General features: G+C 61.6%; 21 protein-coding genes, 1 tRNA gene and 1 pseudogene. 12 read left to right on the forward strand and 11 right to left on the reverse strand.

Translation table 11 applies throughout. From position 1 onward, the window contains the following. Window positions 1-215: 215 nt before the first annotated feature. From IRZ77_RS08340 to hemA, 6 genes are all read right to left on the reverse strand, one after another. Entirely contained in the window at window positions 216-734 is a 519-nt protein-coding gene (locus IRZ77_RS08340) for an acyloxyacyl hydrolase (RefSeq protein WP_046616015.1), read from the reverse strand. A 101-nt stretch (window positions 735-835) separates the two neighbouring features. Beyond that, window positions 836-1633, reverse strand: coding sequence for a glutamate racemase (gene murI, locus IRZ77_RS08345; RefSeq protein WP_046616014.1), 798 nt, complete (start codon window positions 1631-1633; stop codon window positions 836-838). Then, complete coding sequence (locus tag IRZ77_RS08350; RefSeq protein ID WP_085601913.1) at window positions 1626-2381, reverse strand: molybdopterin-synthase adenylyltransferase MoeB; 756 nt, start codon at window positions 2379-2381, stop codon at window positions 1626-1628. The genes murI and IRZ77_RS08350 overlap by 8 nt, the downstream gene beginning before the upstream one ends. Next, complete coding sequence (prmC, locus tag IRZ77_RS08355; protein ID WP_108480143.1) at window positions 2375-3205, reverse strand: peptide chain release factor N(5)-glutamine methyltransferase; 831 nt, start codon at window positions 3203-3205, stop codon at window positions 2375-2377. The genes IRZ77_RS08350 and prmC overlap by 7 nt, the downstream gene beginning before the upstream one ends. After that, window positions 3205-4287: a peptide chain release factor 1 gene (gene prfA, locus IRZ77_RS08360; RefSeq protein WP_013970909.1), complete on the reverse strand. Its 1083-nt coding sequence runs from the start codon at window positions 4285-4287 to the stop codon at window positions 3205-3207. Before prfA ends, prmC begins: the two co-directional genes overlap by 1 nt. Then, complete coding sequence (gene hemA / locus IRZ77_RS08365) at window positions 4284-5561, reverse strand: glutamyl-tRNA reductase (protein WP_085587332.1); 1278 nt, start codon at window positions 5559-5561, stop codon at window positions 4284-4286. Before hemA ends, prfA begins: the two co-directional genes overlap by 4 nt. Before the next feature lie 376 nt (window positions 5562-5937). Here hemA and IRZ77_RS08370 point away from each other — a divergent pair, with 376 nt between their 5' ends. The 12 genes and pseudogenes from IRZ77_RS08370 (at window position 5938) to IRZ77_RS08430 (ending at window position 18300) form a co-directional block, all read left to right on the forward strand. Continuing rightward, window positions 5938-7659 (forward strand): tetratricopeptide repeat protein, encoded by a 1722-nt coding sequence (locus IRZ77_RS08370; protein WP_108480144.1) that lies wholly within the window; start codon window positions 5938-5940, stop codon window positions 7657-7659. A 4-nt stretch (window positions 7660-7663) separates the two neighbouring features. Further along, the gene (gene lolB / locus IRZ77_RS08375; RefSeq protein WP_046616010.1) at window positions 7664-8281 is read left to right on the forward strand and encodes a lipoprotein insertase outer membrane protein LolB; all 618 of its coding nucleotides are present in this window, start codon (window positions 7664-7666) and stop codon (window positions 8279-8281) included. A 3-nt stretch (window positions 8282-8284) separates the two neighbouring features. Next, window positions 8285-9145, forward strand: a complete 861-nt coding sequence (gene ispE / locus IRZ77_RS08380; RefSeq protein WP_085601909.1) for a 4-(cytidine 5'-diphospho)-2-C-methyl-D-erythritol kinase — start codon at window positions 8285-8287, stop codon at window positions 9143-9145. Window positions 9146-9165: 20 nt separating this feature from the next. Further along, a tRNA-Gln gene (locus tag IRZ77_RS08385) sits at window positions 9166-9240 on the forward strand. 47 nt (window positions 9241-9287) lie between these two features. Beyond that, entirely contained in the window at window positions 9288-10229 is a 942-nt protein-coding gene (locus tag IRZ77_RS08390; RefSeq protein WP_003247410.1) for a ribose-phosphate pyrophosphokinase, read from the forward strand. A gap of 121 nt (window positions 10230-10350) precedes the next feature. Further along, the gene (locus IRZ77_RS08395; protein ID WP_013970896.1) at window positions 10351-10944 is read left to right on the forward strand and encodes a 50S ribosomal protein L25/general stress protein Ctc; all 594 of its coding nucleotides are present in this window, start codon (window positions 10351-10353) and stop codon (window positions 10942-10944) included. Between the two features lie 79 nt (window positions 10945-11023). Further along, a complete protein-coding gene (gene pth, locus IRZ77_RS08400; RefSeq protein ID WP_008099045.1) occupies window positions 11024-11608 on the forward strand; it encodes an aminoacyl-tRNA hydrolase in 585 nt (194 codons plus the stop codon). Between the two features lie 24 nt (window positions 11609-11632). Next, entirely contained in the window at window positions 11633-12733 is a 1101-nt protein-coding gene (gene ychF / locus IRZ77_RS08405; protein WP_013970895.1) for a redox-regulated ATPase YchF, read from the forward strand. Window positions 12734-12846: 113 nt separating this feature from the next. Next, complete coding sequence (locus tag IRZ77_RS08410; RefSeq protein ID WP_196173237.1) at window positions 12847-14478, forward strand: anti-phage dCTP deaminase; 1632 nt, start codon at window positions 12847-12849, stop codon at window positions 14476-14478. Then, on the forward strand, window positions 14475-15032 hold the full coding sequence (locus IRZ77_RS08415; RefSeq protein ID WP_196173239.1) for a hypothetical protein: 558 nt from the start codon (window positions 14475-14477) through the stop codon (window positions 15030-15032). The genes IRZ77_RS08410 and IRZ77_RS08415 overlap by 4 nt, the downstream gene beginning before the upstream one ends. A gap of 665 nt (window positions 15033-15697) precedes the next feature. Next, window positions 15698-16282: pseudogene (locus tag IRZ77_RS08425) on the forward strand (DUF933 domain-containing protein); the annotation flags it as partial. Window positions 16283-16587: 305 nt separating this feature from the next. After that, window positions 16588-18300, forward strand: coding sequence for a SulP family inorganic anion transporter (locus tag IRZ77_RS08430; protein WP_046616008.1), 1713 nt, complete (start codon window positions 16588-16590; stop codon window positions 18298-18300). A 118-nt stretch (window positions 18301-18418) separates the two neighbouring features. Here IRZ77_RS08430 and IRZ77_RS08435 read toward each other — a convergent pair whose 3' ends face one another. The 5 genes from IRZ77_RS08435 to IRZ77_RS08455 are packed head-to-tail and all read right to left on the reverse strand — an operon-like array spanning window position 18419 to window position 24380. Next, entirely contained in the window at window positions 18419-19429 is a 1011-nt protein-coding gene (locus tag IRZ77_RS08435; RefSeq protein WP_108480145.1) for a DUF2955 domain-containing protein, read from the reverse strand. Then, window positions 19419-20516 carry an HlyD family secretion protein gene (locus IRZ77_RS08440; RefSeq protein ID WP_085601906.1) on the reverse strand — a complete coding sequence of 366 codons (1098 nt, stop codon included), beginning with the start codon at window positions 20514-20516 and terminating at the stop codon, window positions 19419-19421. Before IRZ77_RS08440 ends, IRZ77_RS08435 begins: the two co-directional genes overlap by 11 nt. Beyond that, entirely contained in the window at window positions 20513-22033 is a 1521-nt protein-coding gene (locus tag IRZ77_RS08445) for an efflux transporter outer membrane subunit (RefSeq protein WP_046616005.1), read from the reverse strand. Before IRZ77_RS08445 ends, IRZ77_RS08440 begins: the two co-directional genes overlap by 4 nt. 13 nt (window positions 22034-22046) lie before the next feature. Beyond that, the gene (locus tag IRZ77_RS08450) at window positions 22047-23144 is read right to left on the reverse strand and encodes an AI-2E family transporter (RefSeq protein ID WP_046616004.1); all 1098 of its coding nucleotides are present in this window, start codon (window positions 23142-23144) and stop codon (window positions 22047-22049) included. A gap of 39 nt (window positions 23145-23183) precedes the next feature. Then, window positions 23184-24380, reverse strand: coding sequence for a monovalent cation:proton antiporter-2 (CPA2) family protein (locus IRZ77_RS08455; protein WP_108480146.1), 1197 nt, complete (start codon window positions 24378-24380; stop codon window positions 23184-23186). Between the last annotated feature and the right edge of the window lie 9 nt (window positions 24381-24389).

Genomic DNA, 24389 nt, shown 5'->3' on the forward strand with positions numbered 1-24389 from the left:
CCGCATCAAGCTGAGGCTCAATGGCCTGAGCCCTGTCGAGTACAGGACCCAGGCGGCAGCTTAAACTGTCCAACTTTTTGGGGGCAGTCCAAGGTGACGAGGTAGCCTGAGTAACGGAGCAAGACAGTTGCTCCCCCAGGTACCTCATAGATCTCAAGCTATGTAAGCCCCCTGTGGGAGCGGATTCACCCGCGAAGAGGCCGGCACAGGAGAGCTCAGAGCGCCATGCGATAATGCAGGGTATAGCTCTCCACCCCATCGTTGGGCTGCTTGATGCCTGCGTTGGAATAGTGAATCGCCCGCACGCCAATCTCGTGGCCACCGGCAAAGCGCAATCCAAAGCCGATACGGTCCTCGAACTGGAATGCCGAACCCAATTCGTTGTCTTCCAACTCGGTGCTGGAAAACGCCGCCACGCCAATCCCCGCCTCGATGTATGGTTTCACCGATTCTCCGGCAAACTCGTAGACGAACACCGGCGCGAACGAGAGGCTATGGTTGCTCGCAGTCTCGTCACCATCCCAATAGGTGTAGGCCCCATCCCAGTACCCTGTCAGGCGACCGACGCTGGTTTGCCACCAGCTCGCGTCCCAATTCGATTGCAGCCCCAACCGGTAGACCATGGTCGAGTCCCCGGTCTGCCCCACCGAAAACGAAACGTCGGCAGCCTGCGCCGCCAGTGAGTGCCCCAGGGTGAAGACGGCAACCGCCGCCAAGCCGAGCAGCTTCTTCATGAGCAACATCCTTCTTTGCTGTTTTTGGTATCCGCCTCATGTCAGGCAAAGCGATAGAAAACGGCAGTGGTACGATAGTTCAGCTTATTTTCACGTTTTTTTCACAATGAAAAGCTATGCACACTGTCCGACTTATGCCACAGCAAAGGTAGGATCTTTCTAAGAGATTGCGGATCGGCACTGGTCCAGAAGCGGGTCTCCCGGGCCGGCCCATCGGCCAGCAGGTCATCCGCGCCCAGCAGCCGCTGCAGTTGGCGCGCCACTGCGGCACCGGTGTCGATGATGGCAACATCGGCTGGCACCATTTCGGCCAGTAACGGGCGCAGGAAGGGATAATGGGTGCATCCAAGGATCAGCGTGTCGCAGCCAGCGGCCAGCAACGGCTGCACATAACCTTGCAGCAACTGGCGCAGCGCCGGGCTGGTAAGGTCGCCGGTCTCGATCAGCTCGACCAGCCCCGGGCAAGGTTGGGTGATGACCTGCACGTCATTGGCAAAGCGGTCGAGCAAGGCGGCGAACTTGGCGCTCTGCAGGGTACCGGTGGTGGCCAGCACACCGACCACGCCCGAGCGCGTGGCGGCGGCAGCGGGTTTTACTGCCGGCTCCATGCCCACCAGCGGCCAGGTCGGGTACAACTCGCGCAGGTCGGCCACCGCCGCCACTGTAGCGGTATTGCAGGCCAGTACCATGGCCTTTGCGCCCTGTTCATGGAAGAACGCAGCAATGCGTCGGAGACGCTCACGGATATAGTCTGGCGACTTTTCGCCGTAAGGTATGTGGCCGCAATCGGCCACGTAAAGCAGCGTCTCGTTGGGCAGCAGGCGCTGAATCTCGGCGAGTACCGACAAGCCGCCGACCCCGGAGTCCATCACGCCGACCGGCGCCGAACGCTCAGCCATCGCGCTTGCCACAGACCGCACAGGCCGGGTCGCGCTTGACCCGCAGTTCGCGGATACGAGTGCCCAAAGCATCGATCAGCAGCAGGCGGCCAACCAGCGGCTCGCCGAACCCGGCCAGCAGCTTCATCGCCTCCAGCGCCTGCAGGCTGCCCACCAGGCCCACCAGCGGGCCGATCACGCCGGCTTCGCTGCAGGTCAGTTCGGCTTCGCTGCCATGGCCGTACAGGCAGTGGTAGCAAGGGCTGTAATCACGCCGTGGGTCGAATACTGACAACTGCCCTTCCAGGCGGATCGCCGCACCGCTGACCAGCGGCTTGCCAGCCGCGACACAGGCGGCGTTGACCGCCTCGCGGGTACCAAAATTGTCAGAGCAGTCCAGCACCAGGTCGACCGCTGCCACAGCGGCCGCCAGCGAGTCCTCGTCCAGAGCCTGGCGATGGGCAACCAGGCTGATTTCCGGGTTGATCGCCTGCAAGCGCTGCAAGGCCGAATCGACCTTGCTCATGCCGACGCTGGAACTGTCGTGGATCACCTGGCGTTGCAGGTTGGTCAGGTCGACGGTGTCGAAGTCGGCCAGGTGCAGCTCACCCACCCCGGCAGCGGCCAGGTACAAGGCGACTGGCGAGCCAAGGCCACCGAGCCCGACGATCAGCGCCTTGCTCTGCTTGAGCCGCAACTGGCCATCGATGTCGATCTGGGCCAGCAATACCTGCCGGCTGTACCGCAGCAGTTCCTGATCACTCAGCATGGCATGCGCCCCAGGGTAATGCGTTCATGGCCGCCCAGGTCCGTGCGGCTGGCAACCTCGATGAAGCCTTGTTCAGCCAGCAAGGCACGCACCGCCGCTGCCTGATCGTAGCCGTGTTCCAGCAGTAACCAGCCGCCCGGCACCAGGTGCTCCGGGGCCTGGGCAGCGATTACCCGCAGGTCGTCCAGGCCATCGGCACCGGCCACCAGCGCGCTGCTGGGTTCGAAACGTACATCACCGGCGACCAAGTGCGGGTCTGCGGCGGCGATGTAGGGCGGATTGCTGACAATCAGGTCGAAGCGCTCGCCGGCCAGGCTGTCGAACCAGTGGCTGAGCCGTACCTGGGCGTTCGCCAGGCCCAGGCGCTGGCGGTTGCGTTCGGCCAGGGCGGCGGCCTCCTCCACCCGGTCCACTGCAGTTACCTGCCAGGCCGGGCGATCGCTGGCCAGGGCCAGGGCAATCGCGCCGGTGCCGGTGCCCAGGTCAAGGATCTTGGCCGGTGTGGCAGGTTGCAGTTCAAGCGCGGCTTCGACCAGCAGCTCGGTATCCGGCCGCGGGATCAGGGTATGCGGCGCCACCTCCAGGTCGATCTTCCAGAAGCCCTGCAGCCCGAGAATGTAGGCGACCGGCTCGCCGCCACGGCGGCGCTGCAGGTAGCCGGCATAGGTCTCGGCATCTTCGCTGCTGACGATTCGCTCGGGCCAGGTGTGCAGGTAACTGCGCGACTTGCCGATGGCCGCGGCCAACAGCAGCTCGGCATCCAGCCGTTCGGTGGGCGATTCTGGCAACTGCGCGTTGCGCAGCAGGCTGGCGATGATGGTCATCAGTCCCCCAGGGCGGCCAGTTGATCGGCCTGGTATTCGGCCAGCAGCGGTTCGATCACCGCCTCCACGCCGCCGGCGAGGATATCGTCCAGCGAGTACAGGGTCAGGTTGATGCGGTGGTCGGTCACCCGGCCCTGTGGATAATTGTACGTACGGATACGCTCGGAACGGTCACCCGAGCCGACCAGCAGCTTGCGCTCGGTGGCGATGGCGTTCTGCGCGGCGCTGGTCTGCATGTCGTTGAGCTTGGCCGACAGCCAGGACATGGCGCGGGCACGGTTCTTGTGCTGCGAGCGCTCTTCCTGGCACTCGACCACGATACCGGTGGGCAAGTGGGTGATACGGATCGCCGAATCGGTCTTGTTGACGTGCTGGCCGCCAGCACCGGATGCGCGGTAGGTGTCCACGCGCAGGTCGGCCGGGTTGATCTCGATGGCCGCCTGTTCGTCCGGCTCGGGCAGTACTGCCACGGTGCACGCGGAGGTGTGGATACGGCCCTGGGATTCGGTCTCGGGCACGCGCTGTACGCGGTGCGCGCCGGACTCGAACTTGAGCTTGCCGTACACGCTCTCACCTTCGACGCGGGCGATGATTTCCTTGTAGCCGCCGTGCTCGCCTTCGTTCTCGGATAGAATTTCCAGGCGCCAGCCACGCTTTTCGGCGTAGCGCGAATACATGCGAAACAGGTCGCCGGAGAAGATTGCCGCCTCGTCGCCACCGGTGCCGGCACGGATTTCGAGGAACACGTTGCGGCCGTCGTTGGGGTCCTTGGGCAACAGCATGCGTTGCAGTTGCGACTCCAGCGTCAGCAGTTGTTCCTTGGCTTCACGCACTTCTTCCACGGCCATTTCACGCAGGTCCGGGTCACTATCCTTGAGCAGCGCCTGGGCACCTTCGAGGTCGTCCTGGACTTTGCGCCACTCTTTATAAGCAGCGTAGACCGGCTCGACTTCGGCGTACTCACGGGAATAGGCGCGAAAGCGCGTCTGGTCGGAAATGACCTCGGCATCACCGAGCAGTGCGGTGAGTTCTTCGAAGCGGTCCTGGAGGATTTCCAGTTTGTTCAGCAGCGACGCTTTCATTGCGGGGATTTGTCCGTCGAGCCCTCGTTGAGGGCAAAGAGTTCCTGGGCCATGGCCAGCGCATCGAGGCGGCCCTCGGCCGAGAGCCTTTTCAATTGCACGCTGGGCGCGTGCAGGAGTTTGTTGGTCAGCCCCCGGGCCAGTTGGGCCAGTACCTCTTCGGGGTTGCCGCCGTTGGCCAGCAGCCGCTGGGCCTTTTGCAGTTCTTCGTCGCGCAGGCGCTCGCTTTGCTGGCGATAGGCCTTGAGCACATCCACCGCGGCCAGCTCGCGCAGGCGCAGCATGAAGTCTTCAGCCCCCACCGACACCAGCTCTTCGGCGGCCTGGGCCGCGCCCTGGCGACTTTTGAGGTTTTCTGCCACCACATCGTGCAGGTCATCGACAGTGTACAGGTAGACGTCGTCCAGTTCGCCGACTTCGGTTTCTATATCGCGCGGTACGGCAATGTCGACCATGAAAATCGGCTTGTGCCGACGCTGCTTCAGCGCACTCTCGACCGCCCCCTTGCCAAGGATCGGCAACTGGCTGGCGGTGGAGCTGATGACGATGTCGCTGTTGGCCAGTTCCTGAGGGATGTCGGCCAGCAGAACGGCGTGCGCACCGAACTGCTCGGCCAGGATGCTGGCCCGCTCCAGGGTACGGTTGGCCACGACGATGCGGCGCACGCCCTGCTCATGCAGGTGGCGCGCGACCAGGGTGATGGTTTCACCGGCACCGATCAGCAGGGCCTGGCTGCGGCCCAGGTCGCTGAAGATCTGCTTGGCCAGGCTGACTGCGGCAAACGCCACCGACACCGGGTTTTCACCGATGGCCGTGTCGGTGCGCACCTGCTTGGCGGCGCTGAAAGTGGCCTGGAACAGGCGCCCGAGCAATGGGCCGACGGTGCCGGCCTCACGCGCCACAGCGTAGGCGGACTTCATCTGGCCGAGGATCTGCGGCTCGCCGAGCACAAGCGAGTCCAGGCCGGAGGCCACCCGCATCATGTGCTTCACCGCCTCGTGCTCTTCGTGCACGTAGGCGCTGGCGCGCAGCTCGTCCAGGCTGAGGCGGTGGTAGTCGGCGAGCCATTGCAGCACGACATCGGCGGACAGGTGGTCCTGCTCGATGTAGAGCTCGCTACGGTTGCAGGTCGACAGAATCGCCGCTTCGCGGCTGGATGTCAGTCGGCAGAGCTGCTGCAGGGCGTCTACCAGCTGCTCTGGGGTAAACGCCACGCGCTCGCGTACGTCTACCGAGGCAGTCTTATGGTTGATACCAAGTGCAAGAAAGGCCATGCAAGGTCGCTGGTTGTGACGGGAAGCCGATAATTGTCCTCTTTCGCAGGTTTCAGGACAACCACCGTTCGCTATTGCGCTGATAGTCGTGCGGCTATCGCCGGCTCCAGGCCAGCATCAGCGGCAACTTCAGCTCACACTCCCGCTTTTGATCTGGCTTTTGATCTTGATCTTGATCTTCGCGCGCTTAGAAGCAAGAGCAAGAGCAAGAGCAATAATTCTGTGTTTTCGGCGCCGTGGCAGGCTCTGCGGCGAACCGCGCGGGCACAGCGCGGTCTGCATAAGCGAAGCGCAGCTTCATACCTTCGCAGGTGGGTTTGCCCACGCGCTTGTGTCATCATGCTCCGACCGCCGGTGAGTCCTCTTAAAGCCTTCTATGAACAAACCATACGCATTGCTGCTTGCCTTCGCCCTGCTCCAGGGCTGCCAGAGCCTGGCCCCGCAAAAGGCCGAGCCTCCCGTCGCCGAGGCCGGCAAGAGCGAGGCGGAAAAGCCCGTGGTGTATGGCTCGTTCAAGCAGGACACGCTCTATAGCCTGCTGGTGGCGGAGCTGGCCGGCCAGCGCAACCGCTTCGACATCGCCTTGGCCAACTACACCGACCAGGCTGCGAAAACCCAGGACCCGGGGGTTTCCGAACGCGCCTACCGCATTGCCGAATACCTCGGTGCCGACGAACCGGCACTGGACAATGCCCTGGTCTGGGCCCGCAACGACCCGCAGAACCTCGACGCCCAGCGCGCCGCCGCCATCCAGCTTGCCCGTGCCGGCCGCTATGACGACTCCATGACATACATGGAAAAGGTACTGCAGGGCCAGGGCGACACCCATTTCGATTTCCTCGCCCTGTCCGCCGCCGAAACCGACCAGAGCACCCGCGACGGCCTGCTCCAAAGCTTCGAACGCCTGCTGGTGAAGTACCCGGACAACAACCAGCTGGTGTTCGGCAAGGCCCTGCTGCTGAACCAGGACGGCAAGGCCGAAGAAGCCTTGGAACTGCTCGAGTCGCACCCGCCACAAAACGGCGAAGTCGCCCCGATCCTGCTGCGCGCGCGCCTGCTGCAAGCCCTGAACCGTGGCCCGGAGGCCCTTCCACTGCTGCGCGGGGCGATTCGCGACAACCCGGACGACAAGCGCCTGCGTCTGACCTACGCCCGCACCCTGGTCGAACAGGACCGCATCGCCGATGCCAAGGGCGAGTTCCTCAGCCTGGTCCAGCAATACCCCGAGGACGACGAACTGCGCTATTCGCTGGCCTTGGTGTGCCTCGAAAACAAGGACTGGGATGAAGCCGAGGGCTACCTGCAGGAGCTGATCGAACGCGACAGCAACGTCGACGCCGCACACCTGAACCTGGGCCGCATCCGCGAGGAGCGCCACGACCCCGCAGGCGCCCTGCGTGAATACGCCCTGGTCGGCCCGGGCCCCGACTACCTGCCGGCACAACTGCGCCAGGCCGACATCCTGATCGCCAACGGCCGTGGTACCGAAGCCTCACGCCTGCTCGCCGATGCCCGCGAAGCCCAGCCGGACTACGCCATCCAGCTATTCCTGATCGAATCGGAAAGCTACAGCAACAACAACAAGGACGCCCAGGCCAGCCAGGTGCTGCAGCAAGCCATACAGCGCTACCCGGACGACCTCAACTTGCTGTACACCCGCGCCATGCTGGCCGAAAAGCGTGATGACCTGCCGCAGATGGAAAAAGACCTGCGTGCCATCATCGCCCGCGAACCGGAAAACGCCATGGCCCTGAACGCGCTCGGCTACACCCTGGCCGACCGCACCACCCGTTACAGCGAAGCCAGGGCGCTGATCGAAAAGGCCCATCAGCTGACTCCGGACGACCCGGCGGTGCTCGACAGCATGGGCTGGGTCAATTATCGCCTGGGCAAGCTCGACGAGGCTGAAACCTACCTGCGCAAGGCCTTTGCCAGCTTCCCCGACCACGAAGTAGCCGCCCATCTGGGCGAAGTGCTATGGGCCAACGGCAAGCGCCGCGAAGCCCGCCAGGTCTGGGCCAAGGGCTTCGAAGCCCAGGCCGACAGCCCCATCCTGCGCAAGACCATCCTGCGCCTGACCGGATCCGAGACTCTCTAACGCCATGTTCCTGCGCCATTGCATTACCTTCACACTGATCGCCCTGCTGGCCGGCTGCGCCGGCTTCGGTAGCCGCGAGGCCCTGCAAGGCCACGGCGACCCGCAGCAGTGGCGCGCCCATAAAGAGCAGCTGAGCAGCCTCGATGGCTGGCAGATCAACGGCAAGGTCGGTATCCGCGCCCCGCGCGACTCCGGCAGCGGCACACTGTTCTGGCTGCAACGCCAGGACTACTACGACATTCGCCTGGCCGGCCCGTTGGGCCGTGGCGCCGCACGCCTGACCGGCCGCCCCGGCGGCGTGGTACTGGAAGTGGCCAACCAGGGCCGCTACGAGGCCCCCAGCCCCGAAGCACTGCTGGAAGAACAGCTGGGCTGGCAGTTGCCGGTCTCGCACCTGGTCTGGTGGGTACGCGGCCTGCCCGCCCCCGACAGCAAGAGCAAGCTGACCCTGGACGGCGATAGCCGCCTGGCCAGCCTCGACCAGGATGGCTGGCAGGTGCAGTACCTGAGCTACACCGAACAGAACGGCTACTGGCTGCCCGAGCGGCTGAAGCTGCACGGCAAGGACCTCGACGTGACCCTGGTGGTCAAGGACTGGCAGCCGCGCCAGCTGGGGCACTGATACATGCAAACCCTTACCCTGCCCGCCCCGGCCAAGCTCAACCTGTGGCTGCACATCATCGGCCGCCGCGCGGACGGCTATCACGAGCTGGAAACCGTGTTCCAGTTTCTCGATCACGGCGACGAACTGAGCTTTGCCGTGCGTGACGACGGTGTGATCCGCCTGCATACCGAGGTCGAGGCGGTGCCGCACGACAGCAACCTGATCGTGCGTGCCGCGCGCAAGCTGCAGGAACAATCCGGCACGACGATGGGCGCCGACATCTGGCTGAGCAAGGTGCTACCCATGGGCGGCGGCATCGGCGGTGGCAGCTCGGATGCCGCCACTACCCTGTTGGCCCTCGCCCACCTGTGGCAACTGGACTGGGACGAAGACCGCCTGGCCACACTGGGCCTGAGCCTGGGCGCCGACGTACCGGTATTCGTGCGCGGCCACGCGGCGTTCGCCCAGGGCGTGGGTGAACAACTGACCCCGGTCGACCCGGACGAGCCGTGGTATGTCGTGCTGGTGCCGCAAGTGTCTGTCAGCACAGTAGAAATTTTTTCACATCCACAGTTGACACGTGATTCACTCCCCCTTAAGATGCGCCCCGTTCCCGAGGGAAACAGTCGAAATGACTGCCAACCGGTGGTAGAGCAGAGTTACCCGGAAGTTCGCAATGCGTTGAATTCACTGGGTAAATTCACTGAGGCTCGACTGACCGGTACTGGAAGTTGTGTGTTTGGGGCCTTCCCAAGCAAAGCCGAAGCTGATAAAGTTCTGGCCCTTCTTTCAGCGACCCAAACAGGGTTTGTGGCGAAAGGAAGCAACGTTTCGATGTTGCATCGCAAGCTGCAAAGTCTGGTCAAGAAGTCGAGCGCATAAGCGTTCGCAGCAACAGATACAGGGGCGTCGCCAAGCGGTAAGGCAGCAGGTTTTGATCCTGCCATGCGTTGGTTCGAATCCAGCCGCCCCTGCCATTTTCCTTATACTCATCCAGGTTACCCTCAGCCTTCAGGTACTGCGCGTGTCCAAGATGATGGTCTTTACGGGGAATGCCAACCCCGATCTGGCTCGGCGTGTCGTACGTCAGCTGCATATCCCTCTCGGTGACGTCTCTGTCGGTAAATTCTCCGACGGCGAGATCAGCACTGAGATCAATGAGAATGTCCGCGGTAAAGACGTCTTCATTATTCAGCCGACCTGCGCCCCGACCAACGATAACCTGATGGAACTGGTAGTGATGGCCGACGCCTTCCGCCGCTCCTCAGCATCCCGAATCACCGCCGTGATTCCTTACTTCGGATACGCCCGCCAGGACCGCCGTCCGCGTTCGGCACGTGTAGCCATCAGCGCCAAAGTCGTCGCTGACATGCTCACTGTCGTAGGTATCGACCGTGTACTCACCGTCGACCTGCACGCTGACCAGATCCAGGGTTTCTTCGATATCCCGGTCGACAACATCTACGGCTCGCCCGTACTGGTCGACGATATCGAGGACCAGCGTTTCGAGAACCTGATGATCGTCTCCCCGGACATCGGTGGTGTCGTGCGCGCACGTGCCGTCGCCAAGTCCCTGGGCGTCGACCTGGGTATCATCGACAAGCGCCGCGAGAAGGCTAACCACTCCGAGGTCATGCATATCATCGGCGACGTCGAAGGGCGCACCTGCATCCTGGTAGACGACATGGTCGACACCGCCGGCACCCTGTGCCACGCGGCCAAAGCCCTGAAAGAACACGGCGCTGCAAAGGTTTACGCCTACTGCACGCACCCTGTCCTGTCGGGCCGCGCGATCGAGAACATCGAGAAGTCGGTTCTGGACGAGCTGGTGGTGACCAACACCGTTCCGCTGTCCGCCGCTGCTCAAGCCTGTGACCGTATCCGCCAGCTGGATATCGCACCGGTTGTCGCTGAAGCGGTCCGCCGCATCAGCAACGAAGAATCGATCAGCGCGATGTTCCGCTAAGCGGAACACACGCTGACGAAAAGCGCCCCGCCCCAACACTGGTTGTTGGGGCGGGGCTTTTTTGCCATCCCCGTTGGCGCTGGTCGCAAACGCCCTCGGGGGGCTATTTTGGAGAAACAAAATGACCGAATTCACTCTGAACGCCCAAGCGCGTACTGACCTGGGGAAAGGTGCGAGCCGCCGCCTGCGTCACTCCGCGAACATCCCAGCCGTTGTCTACGGTGGTAACCAGGACGCCCAGTCCCTGACCATCCTGGCCAAGGAAATCACCAAACTGTTCGAAAACGAGGCTGCCTTCAGCCACGTTCTGGAACTGAACGTCGACGGCGCCAAGCAAAACGTCGTGGTCAAGGCTCTGCAGCGCCACCCGGCAAAAGGTTTCATCATGCACGCCGACTTCGTTCGCGTCGTTGCTGGCCAGAAACTGACCGCCAAGGTACCGGTTCACTTCATCAACGAAGAAGCCCCGGTCAAGAAAGGCGGCGAGATCTCCCACGTAGAAGCCGAGATCGAAGTTTCCTGCGAAGCCAAAGACCTGCCTGAGTTCATCGAAGTCGACCTGGCCAACGCTGAAATCGGCACCATCATCCACCTGTCGGACCTGAAAGCTCCGAAAGGCGTAGAGTTCGTAGCTCTGGCCCACGGTGATGACAAAGCTGTTGCCAACGTTCACGCTCCACGCGTTGCTCCAGAAGCAGAAGGCGCTGCCGAGTAATCCACTCGCACGCCGGCGTTGATCGGGTTACAGTGCCGCGCGCCCTGTAACCCACCAACTCCAAGGAAGAGCCCCTGACGTGACCGCCATCCAGTTGATCGTCGGCCTGGGTAACCCCGGCCCCGAATACGAACAGACCCGGCATAACGCAGGGGCTCTTTTCGTTGAACGCATTGCCAGCGCCCAGCGCGTCTCGTTGACCGCTGACCGCAAGTATTTCGGCCTGACGGCTAAGTTCAGCCATCAGGGCAACGACGTTCGTCTGCTCATCCCCACCACCTACATGAACCGTAGCGGCCAGTCCGTGGCGGCCTTGGCCAATTTCTTCCGCATCAAGCCGGAAGCGATCCTGGTGGCGCATGACGAACTCGACCTGCCCCCAGGCGTCGCCAAGCTCAAGCGCGGCGGTGGCCATGGTGGGCACAACGGCCTGCGCGACATCATCGCGCAGCTCGGCAACCAGAACGACTTCCACCGCCTGCGGCTTGGCATCGGCCACCCGGGCGACGCCAAACTGGTCTCCAACTTCGTCCTGGGCCGCGCGCCGCGCGCCGAGCAGGAGAAGCTCGACGCCAGCATCGATTTTGCCCTCGGCGTGCTGCCGGACGTGCTTGCCGGCGACTTCGCCAAGGCGATGCGCGAGCTGCACAGCCAGAAGGCCTGATTTCCTTTAGAGAGGGGAATACCCATGGGTTTCAATTGCGGCATCGTCGGCCTGCCCAACGTCGGCAAGTCCACCCTGTTCAACGCCCTGACCAAGTCTGGCATCGCGGCGGAGAACTTCCCCTTCTGCACCATCGAGCCTAACAGCGGCATCGTGCCGATGCCCGATGCGCGCTTGAATGCACTGGCTGAGATCGTCAAGCCAAACCGCATTTTGCCGACCACCATGGAGTTCGTGGACATCGCCGGCCTGGTGGCTGGTGCCTCGAAAGGCGAAGGCCTGGGCAACAAGTTCCTCGCCAACATCCGCGAGACCGACGCCATTGCCCACGTGGTGCGCTGCTTCGAAGACGAGAACGTGATCCACGTTTCCAACAGCGTCGACCCCAAGCGTGACATCGAGATCATCGACCTCGAACTGATCTTCGCTGACCTCGACAGCTGCGAGAAGCAGCTGCAGAAGGTTGCCCGCAACGCCAAGGGCGGCGACAAGGAAGCCCTGGCGCAGAAGGCCATCCTCGAGCAATTGATCCCGCATTTCACCGAAGGCAAGCCTGCGCGCAGCCTGATGAAGAACATGAGCGCCGAAGACAAGGCGGTCATCCGCGGCTTCCACCTGCTGACCAGCAAGCCGGTCATGTACATCGCCAACGTGGCCGAAGACGGCTTCGACAACAACCCGCACCTGGACGTGGTCAAGGCCATCGCCGAGGAAGAAGGCGCGGTGGTTGTGCCGGTGTGCAACAAGATCGAAGCGGAAATCGCCGAGCTGGAAGATGGCGAAGAGAAGGACATGTTCCTCGAGGCCCTGGGCCTGGAAGAGCCTGGCCTGAACCGCGTTATCCGCGCTGGTTACGAGCTGCTGAACCTGCAGACCTACTTCACTGCCGGCGTGCAGGAAGTACGCGCCTGGACCGTGCGCGTCGGTGCCACTGCACCACAAGCCGCTGGCGTGATCCACACCGACTTCGAAAAAGGCTTCATCCGCGCTGAAGTGGTGGCCTATGACGACTTCATCCAGTTCAAGGGTGAGAGCGGTGCCAAGGAAGCCGGTAAATGGCGTTTGGAAGGCAAGGACTACATCGTCAAGGACGGTGACGTGATGCACTTCCGCTTCAACGTCTGATACAAATTATTAATTATCGTAGCTGACATCTCTAGCTATGATTACTGCAATCAACAGAGAGCACCTGCTCTCTGTTTTTTTAACAAAATTTTGACGCCCGAAGGGAAATTGGCATGTCAGTTGCTAGAGAATTAAAAAAAGAAGCCTCAAATGACACAGGCACTGGCGCCAGTACAGTTCTTAAAGGACTTATATCGAAAGAGTTGATTTTTGGCGTCGTAGGGCCAGTAGGCTCAGGGACAAGCTGGGTCGCAGCGGCTCTTAGCGAGCAGCTTAAAAAGGGACATAAAGATTCTGAAGTATACACGATCAAGGCAAGTGAAGTCCTTGAGATGTGGGCTCTTGAGCAAGGAATGCCAATCGATAGAAGTTCTAGCCTCACCCGAGCGACCGCCCTCCAAGATATTGGAGATAAAATTCGCGAGGGGGATACCGCAGGTGTATCAGTACTTCTTATGTCAAGCATCCAACAAAAGCGTGATGCTTCTATTGCTTTATTGAAAGACAAAGCTGGCGACAACAAGACTAGAATCTATATCTTAGACTCTTTGAAGCACCCTGCTGAAGTAGCCCTATTGCGCAGCGTATATCAAGAGGCTTTTTGCTTGATCGGCGTGGTGTGTGAAAATGACAAACGAGAAGCTCGACTAACAGATAGAAAGTGCGTAGATTCGAAAGCTGACCTAGTAAGAGATTTCGTTAACCGGGACCAAGACTCCGGCCTAGATCACGGTCAAAAGGTCGCAGACACTTTCCATCTTTCAGATTTTTTTGTTGATAACACACCTGAGCGCTTCATTGATATAGACGGCCTGAAGGAAGAAAATCCGGACTGGGATGTCAACGAGCAACTTGGTCGCCTTATAGATATTCTCAGCCATCAAAAGATCGTTCGACCTTCTGCGAGTGAAACAGGAATGTTTCATGCGTATGGCGCTCAGATGACAAGCTCATGTTTATCTCGCCAAGTTGGTGCGGCGCTGACTGACCGTTTCGGCAATATTGTATCTACCGGTACAAACGAAGTTCCAAATGCTGGCGGTGGTGTCTATGGCGAAAATGACAATTTCCCGAACGGGTTCGAAAGAGAAGATCATCGATGCTCTGTTAGTAATAAATACTGCAGTAGCAATCGCGAGCAAGACGACATCATTCATGATCTAATCAACACCATCCCCGAGCTCGAGAAGACAGAGTTCCAAAAGTTAAAGAAACAGCTGAAAAGCACAAGAATTGGTAAGTTATTGGAATTTAGCCGGGCCGTCCATGCAGAAATGGATGCACTTCTTAGCGCAGGCCGAAAAGGTCATTCGACAGTTGGCGGAAAACTTTACGTCACTACGTTTCCATGCCACTACTGTGCTCGCCATATAGTCTCGGCAGGAATCGACGAGGTTCAATACATTGAACCATACCCCAAAAGCCTTGCTTTCAAACTTCATGGCGATGCAATCGCGCAGACCACGCAAGAATGGATCGCACCCAGCAACATAATTGCCAAACTATCGTCAATAACCAATACAAATGAAGAACTTGCTATTACACAAATAAAGGTACTTTTCAAGCCTTTCACGGGTGTAGCACCACGTATGTATCGTTTAGCATTTATGAAAAATCGCTCTTTGAAATCGAAAACTGGCGATATGGAAATCGGCGAACCCGACTGGGCATCTGGACTTCTTCGCGTGAGTTATCAGGAAGTTGAAAAACGACTGATTACAAATAGCAAACCGGAACAACCATGAAACACAGAAGCTTTTCCAGAAACCTCTACAAAGTGGCATCAAATGATGCCACTTACTATGCTAGCTTTCAGGGGAATGAAATGCATAGCAACGTAGAATTTCGCCCCATGGGTGACACTCTGGTTTTTTTGAAAGAATCTGAAATCTCGGACAAACAAGCCTTCGTTAAGCTTGCAGAAAAAATTAACCCATTATATCTAATAGACCTTAGATCAGTTCAACGCCTAGATGTCATAGCCGGATCCAGACCTAAAGCCTTCAAACTTTTTGACAACTTCAAAATTAAGTATCTAGATTTTTATGGCAGATCAAACTACAAAAGCGACGATTGCATTTCAATCGAAAATGCGCTCATATCTTATTTAGAGCAACTACTACCAGACCGTTGCGAGCGCGTCCGACCATTTGTGATAATCTTCGACGATGATACTTTACTCCAAACCATGAAGCAAAATCTTCCTGAAAGGCTTCACAATAGCAAGAAATGTATAAATGATTTCAAAATCGCAGAATACAAGTCTGGCTTTCTATCAATTCATCCTTCAATTGCATGAAATTTTCAACTTCATTACTGAAGCACTGCAATCATTAAACTATAACAGTTTTTTGACTGCACTGCTTCAGCATGCCCCCTCCTTCAGCCTTTGTACTTATATGCGCCATTCAACCAGGAATTGTTAGTTTATCTAACCGGCCTCGCGACTCAGCACCAGGTCAGCCAACGCCCTTCCCATCTGCACGTTATGCACACTGTTGACTAGCATCCCGAGCCCGGCTCGCCGGCATTGCCGCAGATGTATTCGTCGAGGGTATCTTCGATGCCACATAGCAACTGGATAACATAGAGCAGTGCCTCGGGCGAGGGCATGTCTTTGTTGATGGTGTAGAACGGATGGGATTTAACTTCACGGATGGATTGGGAACAAGCTTCTTCATGATGATTTCTCCGAGTTCAGTATGCGGAGCTTTCACCCTTTCCCTCTCACAGAATCAGGGTGGCAGCCGATCGCGGGGTGAGAGACCGGCGAACATCGGAATTCCGGCCAGGCCGAAGCCTGCCCACGAAAGGCTGCCATTAAACTGGCACGATGCACTGCCGGGCTCTCACACCCGGTCGTCTAACTGCGACGACCCGGGGAAATTAGCCCTGATGCACAAAGAAACGGCAGCGGCGTGCGTAGGATAATTCCCAAGCCATCTTGAGCTGAAGCATTTGGTCACCGAAGGCAAGCCTGCGCGCAGCCTGATGAAGAACATGAGCGCCGAAGACAAGGCGGTCATCCGCGGCTTCCACCTGCTGACCAGCAAGCCGGTCATGTACATCGCCAACGTGGCCGAAGACGGCTTCGACAACAACCCGCACCTGGACGTGGTCAAGGCCATCGCCGAGGAAGAAGGCGCGGTGGTTGTGCCGGTGTGCAACAAGATCGAAGCGGAAATCGCCGAGCTGGAAGATGGCGAAGAGAAGGACATGTTCCTCGAGGCCCTGGGCCTGGAAGAGCCTGGCCTGAACCGCGTTATCCGCGCTGGTTACGAGCTGCTGAACCTGCAGACCTACTTCACTGCCGGCGTGCAGGAAGTACGCGCCTGGACCGTGCGCGTCGGTGCCACTGCACCACAAGCCGCTGGCGTGATCCACACCGACTTCGAAAAAGGCTTCATCCGCGCTGAAGTGGTGGCCTATGACGACTTCATCCAGTTCAAGGGTGAGAGCGGTGCCAAGGAAGCCGGTAAATGGCGTTTGGAAGGCAAGGACTACATCGTCAAGGACGGTGACGTGATGCACTTCCGCTTCAACGTCTAAGCGCCAGACTGCAGTACCCGCAAACCCCTTGAGGCCAACGCCTCAAGGGGTTTTGTTTTTTCTGGCATCTGGCAAGCGGCACGCGCCCCCCTGTGGGAGCGGCTTTAGCCGCGAAGAATCCAACGCAGTGGATGGCACCGGCTGCGCCGGTGTTCGCGGGCATGCCCGCTCCTACAGGTACCGCGCATTTTCTGGACATCGCATCAAACCTGCAGGAGCGGCCTTGTGTCGCGATAGGGCCGCAAAGCGGCCCCGAAATTCAGCATCTAAGCTGTGATTCAGCACCCTCCCCTGGACGCACGCCCATGCCTGAAAAACCTCGCCTCGACTGGCAACGCTGGTTACCCGGCCTGGTCACCCTGCTTCATTACCAACCCGCCTGGCTGCCCAAAGACATCGCCGCAGGCCTGGTGCTCACCACCATGCTGGTGCCGGTGGGCATCGCCTATGCCGAAGCGTCTGGCGTACCCGGCATCTACGGCCTGTACGCCACCATCATCCCGCTGCTGGCCTATGCACTGTTCGGCCCCAGCCGCATCCTGGTGCTAGGCCCGGATTCGGCGCTGGCCGCGCCGATCCTGGCGGTGGTGGTGCAGTACGCCGCCAGCGACCCGCAACGGGCAATCGCCATCGCCAGCATGATGGCCCTGGTGGCCGGGGCGTTCTGCGTGATCGCCGGTTTGCTGCGCCTGGGCTTCATCACAGAGTTGCTGTCCAAGCCGATCCGCTATGGCTACATGAACGGCATCGCCCTCACGGTGCTGATCAGCCAGTTGCCCAAACTGTTCGGCCTGTCGGTCGACAGCCAGGGCCCGCTGCGAGATACCTGGAACCTGATCCAGGCCTTGCTCGCCGGCCAGGGCCATTGGCCAAGCTTCGTGGTCGGCGGCGGTAGCCTGGCGCTGATCCTGCTGCTCAAGCCGTTCAAGCGCCTGCCGGGCATTCTCATTGCTGTGGTGCTGGCCACGCTGGCGGTGAGCCTGCTGGGGCTCGACCAGCAAGGCGTTAAAGTACTCGGCGAACTGCCCCAGGGGCTGCCCAGCTTCGTGTTCCCCTGGGTCAGCGATATCGACCTGGTGGAGGTGCTGCTCGGCGGCATCGCGGTGGCACTGGTGTCGTTCGCCGATACCAGCGTGCTGTCACGTTCCTACGCCGCGCGCATGAAGACCCCGGTCAACCCCAACCAGGAAATGTTCGGCCTGGGCGTGGCCAACCTGGCCTCGGGGCTGTTCCAGGGCATCCCCATCAGCAGCAGCTCGTCACGCACCCCCGTGGCCGAAGCGGCCGGCTCGCAGACCCAGCTCACCGGCATCATCGGCGCGCTGGCGGTGACGCTGTTGCTGCTGGTGGCGCCCAACCTGATGCAACACCTGCCCAACAGCGCCCTGGCGGCGGTGGTGATTGCCGCAGCGTTGGGCCTGTTCGAGTTCGCCGACCTCAAGCGCATCTTCCGCATGCAGCAATGGGAGTTCTGGCTGTCGTTCACCTGCTTCGTCGGTGTGGCGGTATTCGGGGCCATTCCCGGTATCTGCATTGCCGTGGCGATATCGGTGATCGAGTTCCTGTGGGACGGCTGGCGGCCGCATCATGCAGTGCTGGGACGGGTGGATGGCACCCGCGGTTACCATGATGTGCAGCGTTATCCACAGGCCCGACGCATTCCGGGGCTGGTGCTGCTGCGTTGGGATGCGCCGCTGTTCTTTGCCAATGCCGAGCAGTTCCAGGGCACGGTGATGGCGGCGGTAGATGCATCGCCTACCCCGGTACAACGGCTGGTGATCGCGGCAGAGCCGGTGACCAGCATCGATATCACCTCGGCGGACATGCTCGCCGAACTGGACCGGGCACTGGAGGCGCGGGGGGTGGAGTTGCAGTTTGCCGAAATGAAGGACCCGGTAAAGGACAAGATGCGGCAGTTCGAGTTGTTCGAGCATATGGGAGAGTCGGCGTTTCATCCCACTGTTGGGGCAGCGGTTGATGCCTACCTGGAAGAGAGTGGGGTTGACTGGAAGCCCTAGGTTTTCCCTGCTGGCCTCTTCGCGGGCACGCCCGCCCCCACCGTACCAACCACACCTTTTAAGTTTGTCCCACCCCTGGGAGCGGGGGGGGGCCCGCGAAGAGGCCAGTACAGAAGAGCTAAACAGTCCGAACCCGCCGCCGATCAATCCATATGAGCATGGCGCTAGCGTACACCGACACCGCCAGAAACAGCGCCATGCGCACGGCAAAGGCGCGGTACACATCCTGCCCGCCCGCGCTGTCCTGCACCGACTGCCCCAGCAAGATCAGCATGGTCGTCAGGCAACTCACCCAATAAGCCGGGCTTTGCCTGGTATCAACCGCACGGTAGAGCCTGCGCCCCTGCCAAAGGACGAAAAGCAGCACCCACAGGAAAAACATCCACAGGTGCACGAACAGGCTCAACGCGCCCCACGTCAGTATTGCCAGCAACCCGGCCAGCAAGGTCGAGCCGATCAGCTCGCGGCTGGCATGCCGCGCGCGGGTCTCGCCGGCCTGCTGCCCCAGGCTCACTGCCTTCATGATCAGCGGCATGTACTGGTCCGGGGCAATCAGCGCCAGCAAAAAGGCCGGCATGACGATCAGCGTGGCACGCAAGGCGACCCAGCTCACCTGATCACTGTCGAGCAGAGGCGGTGCCGGTTGCGCCGGCGCATCAGCCGGCTCTGGAAACAGCACATGCGCTGCCGCGGTACCCAGCACCGCCAGCAGCATGCCTTTGGCCAGCGCTTCGACCACAGACAGTGCCAGGCTGAAGTCGCTGGTGCCGGCGGCAGCGATCATGGTCAGGCCGATCACCAGCAAATTGGCCAGCAGGCCGTTGCCCCCTTTCAGCGCATAACGCAAGGTCAGGAAGACCCCTACCCCTACCAGCAACACTCCACTCACCGGGGCATGGCGCAGCAGCGGAATCAGCAGCAACCCGCTGCCGCAAGCAAGCAGTACCAGCACCGCCAGAGCCGGTGCCGCACGCAGGGGCAAAGGCTGGCTGCGCATGGCCAGCAACAGCACCGCGAACACCGGCGCCAGAATCGGCACCGGCAGGCCGATGCCGAAACTCACCGCCAGGCACAGCGCCACGCCCCAGGCCAGGCGCAGGGCGCGCAGGCGGCGCAGCTCAATAGGCATACGACAGCCAGCTCATCAGCCACATGAACAGCCGGCCCAGCAGGTTCAATGGGTTGCCCTCGCTTGGCAGGGCCATGACTTCGGCCTGGCCGCCGACCCGCAATCCGCTCTTGTCCTGCAACTGGTCACGCTCCAGTTCGACGATCACCGGGAAGCGCTGCGCAGAGCGCAGCCACTCGCGGCTGTTCTGCACTGTCGGCAACGTGCCCGGCGGGGTACTCTGGCCCACGCTCACGCCGTAGCCGATGCTGCGAATGCGCCCCTTCAACACCGTGCCGGGCAGCGCATCGAGCACTACCAGCACCGGGGTTTCAGGGCGCAGCCGACCGAGGTTGTTCTCGGTCATGTCGGCACTTATCCACACGTCATGGATGGCGATCAGGGTCATCATCGGGCTGCCGGCGCCGACGTAGTGGCCAACGTCAGTGCGCAGGTCCGTGATCAGCCCGTTTGCATCGGCGCGTACAACGGTGCGCGCCAGGTCCAGCCGGGCTTTTTCCACATTGGCCGCCGCACTGCGCAGTTGGGCGTTGTCGTCCTGCGCCCCGCCCTGCTGCTCACGGGCCCGCTCCACTTCGGCACGGGCTGCCGCCACCTGGCTGATGGCCTGGTCGCGGCTGGCCTGGGCGCCCTCAAGGCGGCGCACCGAAACCGTGCCCGGGTCCTCATCGATCAGGCGCTTGAGCCGCTCGGCGTCCTGCCGCGCCTTGCGCTCGTTGGCCTGGGCCGCCACCAGCGCCGCCTGGGCCGAGTCGATGCCAGCGGTGTGGGCGCCGATCTGCCGGCGTACCGCGTCCAGGTCGGCTTCGGCGCGGGCCAGGGCGATGCGGTACTGTTCCTGGTCCAGTTCGAACAGCACATCGCCCTTGCGTACTTCCTGGTTGTTGCCTACCGCCACACGCTTCACCTGCCCGGCCACCTCGGCACTCACCGGCACCACGTAAGCCTGCAGGCGGGCCTGCTGGGTATAAGGCGTGAAACGGTCGGCCAGCAGGTACCACAGCAGGCTCACGGCAATCAGCAGCAGCACCCAGCGCATGCCGCGATCGGCGGCTGGCGGGGGGGGCGTCGGCATGGCGTCGCTCATTTCGTTTCACCTTGTGCATGTGCGCTGGGGGGTGGCTCGTCGAGCAGTTCGCCCCAGTCGGTGCGTTGCTGCATCTGCTTGCGGGTGGCCGGGTCGATCGGTGCGCGACTGGCGTCCCAGCCGCCGCCGAGCGCCTTGTACAACGTCACCAGGCTGCTGACGGCATTGCCCCGGCTGACCAGGTAGCCGTCCTGTTGCTGCAACAGCAGTTGCTGGGCGTCGAGCACGCGCTGGAAGTCGGCAAAGCCTTCGCGGTACTGCGAGCTGGCCAGGTTCAGCGAGCGCTGCGCGGCCTGCGAGGCCTGGTCGCGGATGCTTGCGCTCTGCAACGAACGCACCAGCCCGCTGGCGGCATCGTCGGCCTCGCGGGCGGCTTCGCGCACGCCCTGGTGATACAGCTCGATCAGCTGCTGCAAGCGGGCATCTTCCACGCGCACGGCGTTCTTGCGCCGGCCGTAGTCGAACGGGTTCCAGATCAGGCTGGGCCCGGCGGCGATGTCGAATGTGTCGGGCAGGTGATTGGCCGTGACGAAGCTCCAGCCGATGCTGCCCAGCAGGCTCAGCTGTGGATAAAGGTCGGCCTCGGCCACCCCGACCAGCGCCGACTGCGCCGCCACCGCCTGCTCGGCGGCGCGGATGTCCGGGCGACGCTGCAGCAGGCTGGCGGGCACGCCCTGCAGCACGGCACGGTCCGGCAACGGCAACTGGCCGTGGCCGGCATCCAGCTGTGGCAGCGGCCCGGGCGGCCGGCCCAATAGCGAGCACAGCACATTGCGCAGGGCATTGAGCTGGTTCTGGAACTCGGGGATGGTGGCCTGAGTAGCCAGGTACTGGGTGCGCGCCTGTTGCCAGTCGAGTTCGTCGTTTTCGCCATGACGGAACAGCCGCTCGGTTATCTCCAGGCTACGCGCCTGGCGGCGGGCGTTTTCTTCGGCGATATCCAGCCGCGCCTCGGCGGTGCGCAGGGCAAAGTAGGTGTCAGCCACCTGCGCACGCAACAGCAGCATGGCATCGGCGTAATTGGCCTGTGAGGCGAAGTAGGCGGCGTCGGCGCTTTCGATGGCGCGGCTGAAGCGCCCCCAGAAGTCGATTTCCCAGCCAATGTCGAAGCCCGCGCTGGATTGCCAGAACACCGAATCGCGGGCGGTGGACGTGCCGGACTGGTCCTGTTTCAGGTACAGGCTCTGGGCGCGCAGCTGCTGCAGCTGTGGATAACGCCCGGTCTGCACGATGGCCAACTGGGCGCGGGCTTCGGCAATGCGCAAGCCGGCCACGCGCAGGTTGCTGTTGTTGGCATCGGCCTCGGTGATCAAGGCGTCCAGGGCCGGGTCGGCGAACACGGCCCACCACTGGCGCAGGTCGGGCGCCGCGGCCTGCTGCCCGGCCTGCTCCAGCAGCGGGGTGTTCCAGGTGCTCAGCCACGGGTCTTGGGGCGGCTGGAAATCGGGACCGACCTGGGTACAGCCCACCAACGTGGCAGCCAGGCTCAGTGCACAACCACAGAGGCGTCCGGGCATGGCAGGCCCTGGCTCACGCCGACGGCTCGACGGGGTTTTCCGGCACCTGCAGCGCCACCCATTGCCAGAACAGCACATAAGTAACGCCAAGGATCACCGGGCCGAGGAACAGGCCGATGATGCCTTTGACCACCATGCCGCCCAGCGCCCCGATCAGCACCACCGGCATCGGCACGTCCACCCCGCGCCCCAGCAGCAGCGGCTTGAGCACGTTGTCGGCAAGCCCGGCGACGAAGGTATAGATGGCGAAGATGATGGTCGCCACGGTAAAACCTTCGACATTGAATACGTAGATTATCACCGGCACCGTGATCAACGTGGCCGGTGCCTGGGCAATCCCCAGCATGAGGATGACGATGGCCAGCATCCCGGCCCCCGGCACCCCTTTGATGACAAAGCCGACACCGATCAGCAGCATCTGGATGAATGCGATGCCGATCACACCCTGAGCCACCGCGCGAATGGTGGCGGTGCACAGTTTGGCCAGTGGCTTGCCGCGCTCCTCGCCCGACACCCGCATGGCTATACGCTGCGCCGCGATTTCGCCGCGGTCACCGAACGCCATGATAATGCCCGAGACGATGATCGCCGCAATGAACAACAGGAACGCGCCGCCTGCGCTGGCCGCCGCCCCCAGCACCGTGCGCCCGGCACCCTTGAGCTGGGGCATCCACTGGTTCAGCACGCCGGCCATGTTTTCCGAGGCTGCCAGCCACAGGGCATGCACCTTCGGCCCGATCAGCGGCCAGGCAGCCACCGAATCGGGAGGTGCCGGCACGGTCCAGGCCCCGCTCTTGAGCAGCGTCACCAGGCTGTCTACCGACTCGCCGATGGACATCACAACCAGGTAGATCGGCACCAGCAGCACGACCAGTACCAGCAGAACGACCAGCGTCGCCGAAAGCCCGTCCTTGAGCCCTGTGCGGCGCTGGATGCGGCAATATAACGGGTACAAGGTCACCGCCAGGATCACCGACCACAGCATCAGCTCCAGAAACGGCTGGAACGTCTGGAAGGCGAAAACCACCAGCGCAGCCACCAGGCCGGCTTTGATGAGCACATCGAGCAAGCCCCGCGACAGGCGGCTGTCCAGCTTGATACCCGGTTGCATGCTTCACCTCCGAACTCCAGGTGCGCCATGTGGCGCGATTCAGTGGCCCGCTTCAGGGGTTGCCCGCGAGGGGCTGTCGTCACGCAACTGCCGCGCCAGCGCCATCATTACCAATGGCACTACCGCCATCGACAAGGTGATGGCCAGCACCAGCAGGTCATGCACCTGCTGCGCCAGCACCTGATGGTCCAGCGCCAGCTTGAACACCACGAAGGCAAACTCGCCACCAGACGCCAGCACCACACCCAGGCACAACGCCTGGGCCTGGTTGAGCCCACCCGCCATGCGCCCCAGGCCATATAGCAGCGGCAACTTGATGACCACCAGCAGCAGGGTCAGCCCCAGCACCACCAAGGGCATACCGAACAGCAGGCGCAGGTCGGCGCTCATCCCCACGCCAACGAAGAACAGCCCCAGCAGCAAACCCTTAATGGGCTCGATCTGGGTTTCCAGTTCGTGGCGGAAAGGCGACTCGGCCATCAATACACCCGCCAGAAATGCCCCCAGCGCCATCGACACACCCACGTGCTCCATCACCCAGGCGGTGCCCAGCACCACCAGCAAGGCGGTAGCGGTCGACAGCTCGGGCAGGCCCGAACCGACTGTCCACTTGAAGACAGGAGTCAACAGGTAGCGGCCAAAGATGATCAGCACACCTATGCCAACCACCACCGCCAGCACCGGCCAGGCACCTTCGTCGGCGGTGCTGACATCACCGCCGAGCAGCGGCACCACGGCAATCAACGGGATCGCGGCAATGTCCTGGAACAGCAGGATCGCCACGGCCAGGCGGCCGTGTGGCTTGCCCAGGTCCTTGCGCTCGGCCAGTACCTGCAGGCCAAACGCGGTGGACGACAGCGCGAGGCCCAGGCCCAGCACGATGGCAGCCGGCTTCGACTGGCCGAACAGCCAGTACGCCAGCAGGCCAAGCACCACAGCGCTCAGGCCCACTTGTAGCGAGCCGACGCCAAACAGCGCCCGGCGCATGCTCCACAAACGCCGTGGCGACAGCTCCAGGCCGATGACGAACAGCAGCATCACCACACCCATCTCCGACAGGCGTGCCACGTTATCCGGGTTGTTCAGCAAGCCAAATACCGATGGCCCTATCAGGATGCCCGCCAGCAGATAGCCGGGCACCGCCCCCATTTTCAAACGCTGCGCCAGCGGTACAAGAAGCACCACGGCCAGCAGGAACACCACCGTCGCCTGCAACAGGCTGCCGTCATGTGGCATAGGCTCGCA

Origin of the sequence: Pseudomonas pudica (genome assembly GCF_015680405.1) — a bacterium.
Lineage (GTDB): Bacteria > Pseudomonadota > Gammaproteobacteria > Pseudomonadales > Pseudomonadaceae > Aquipseudomonas > Aquipseudomonas pudica.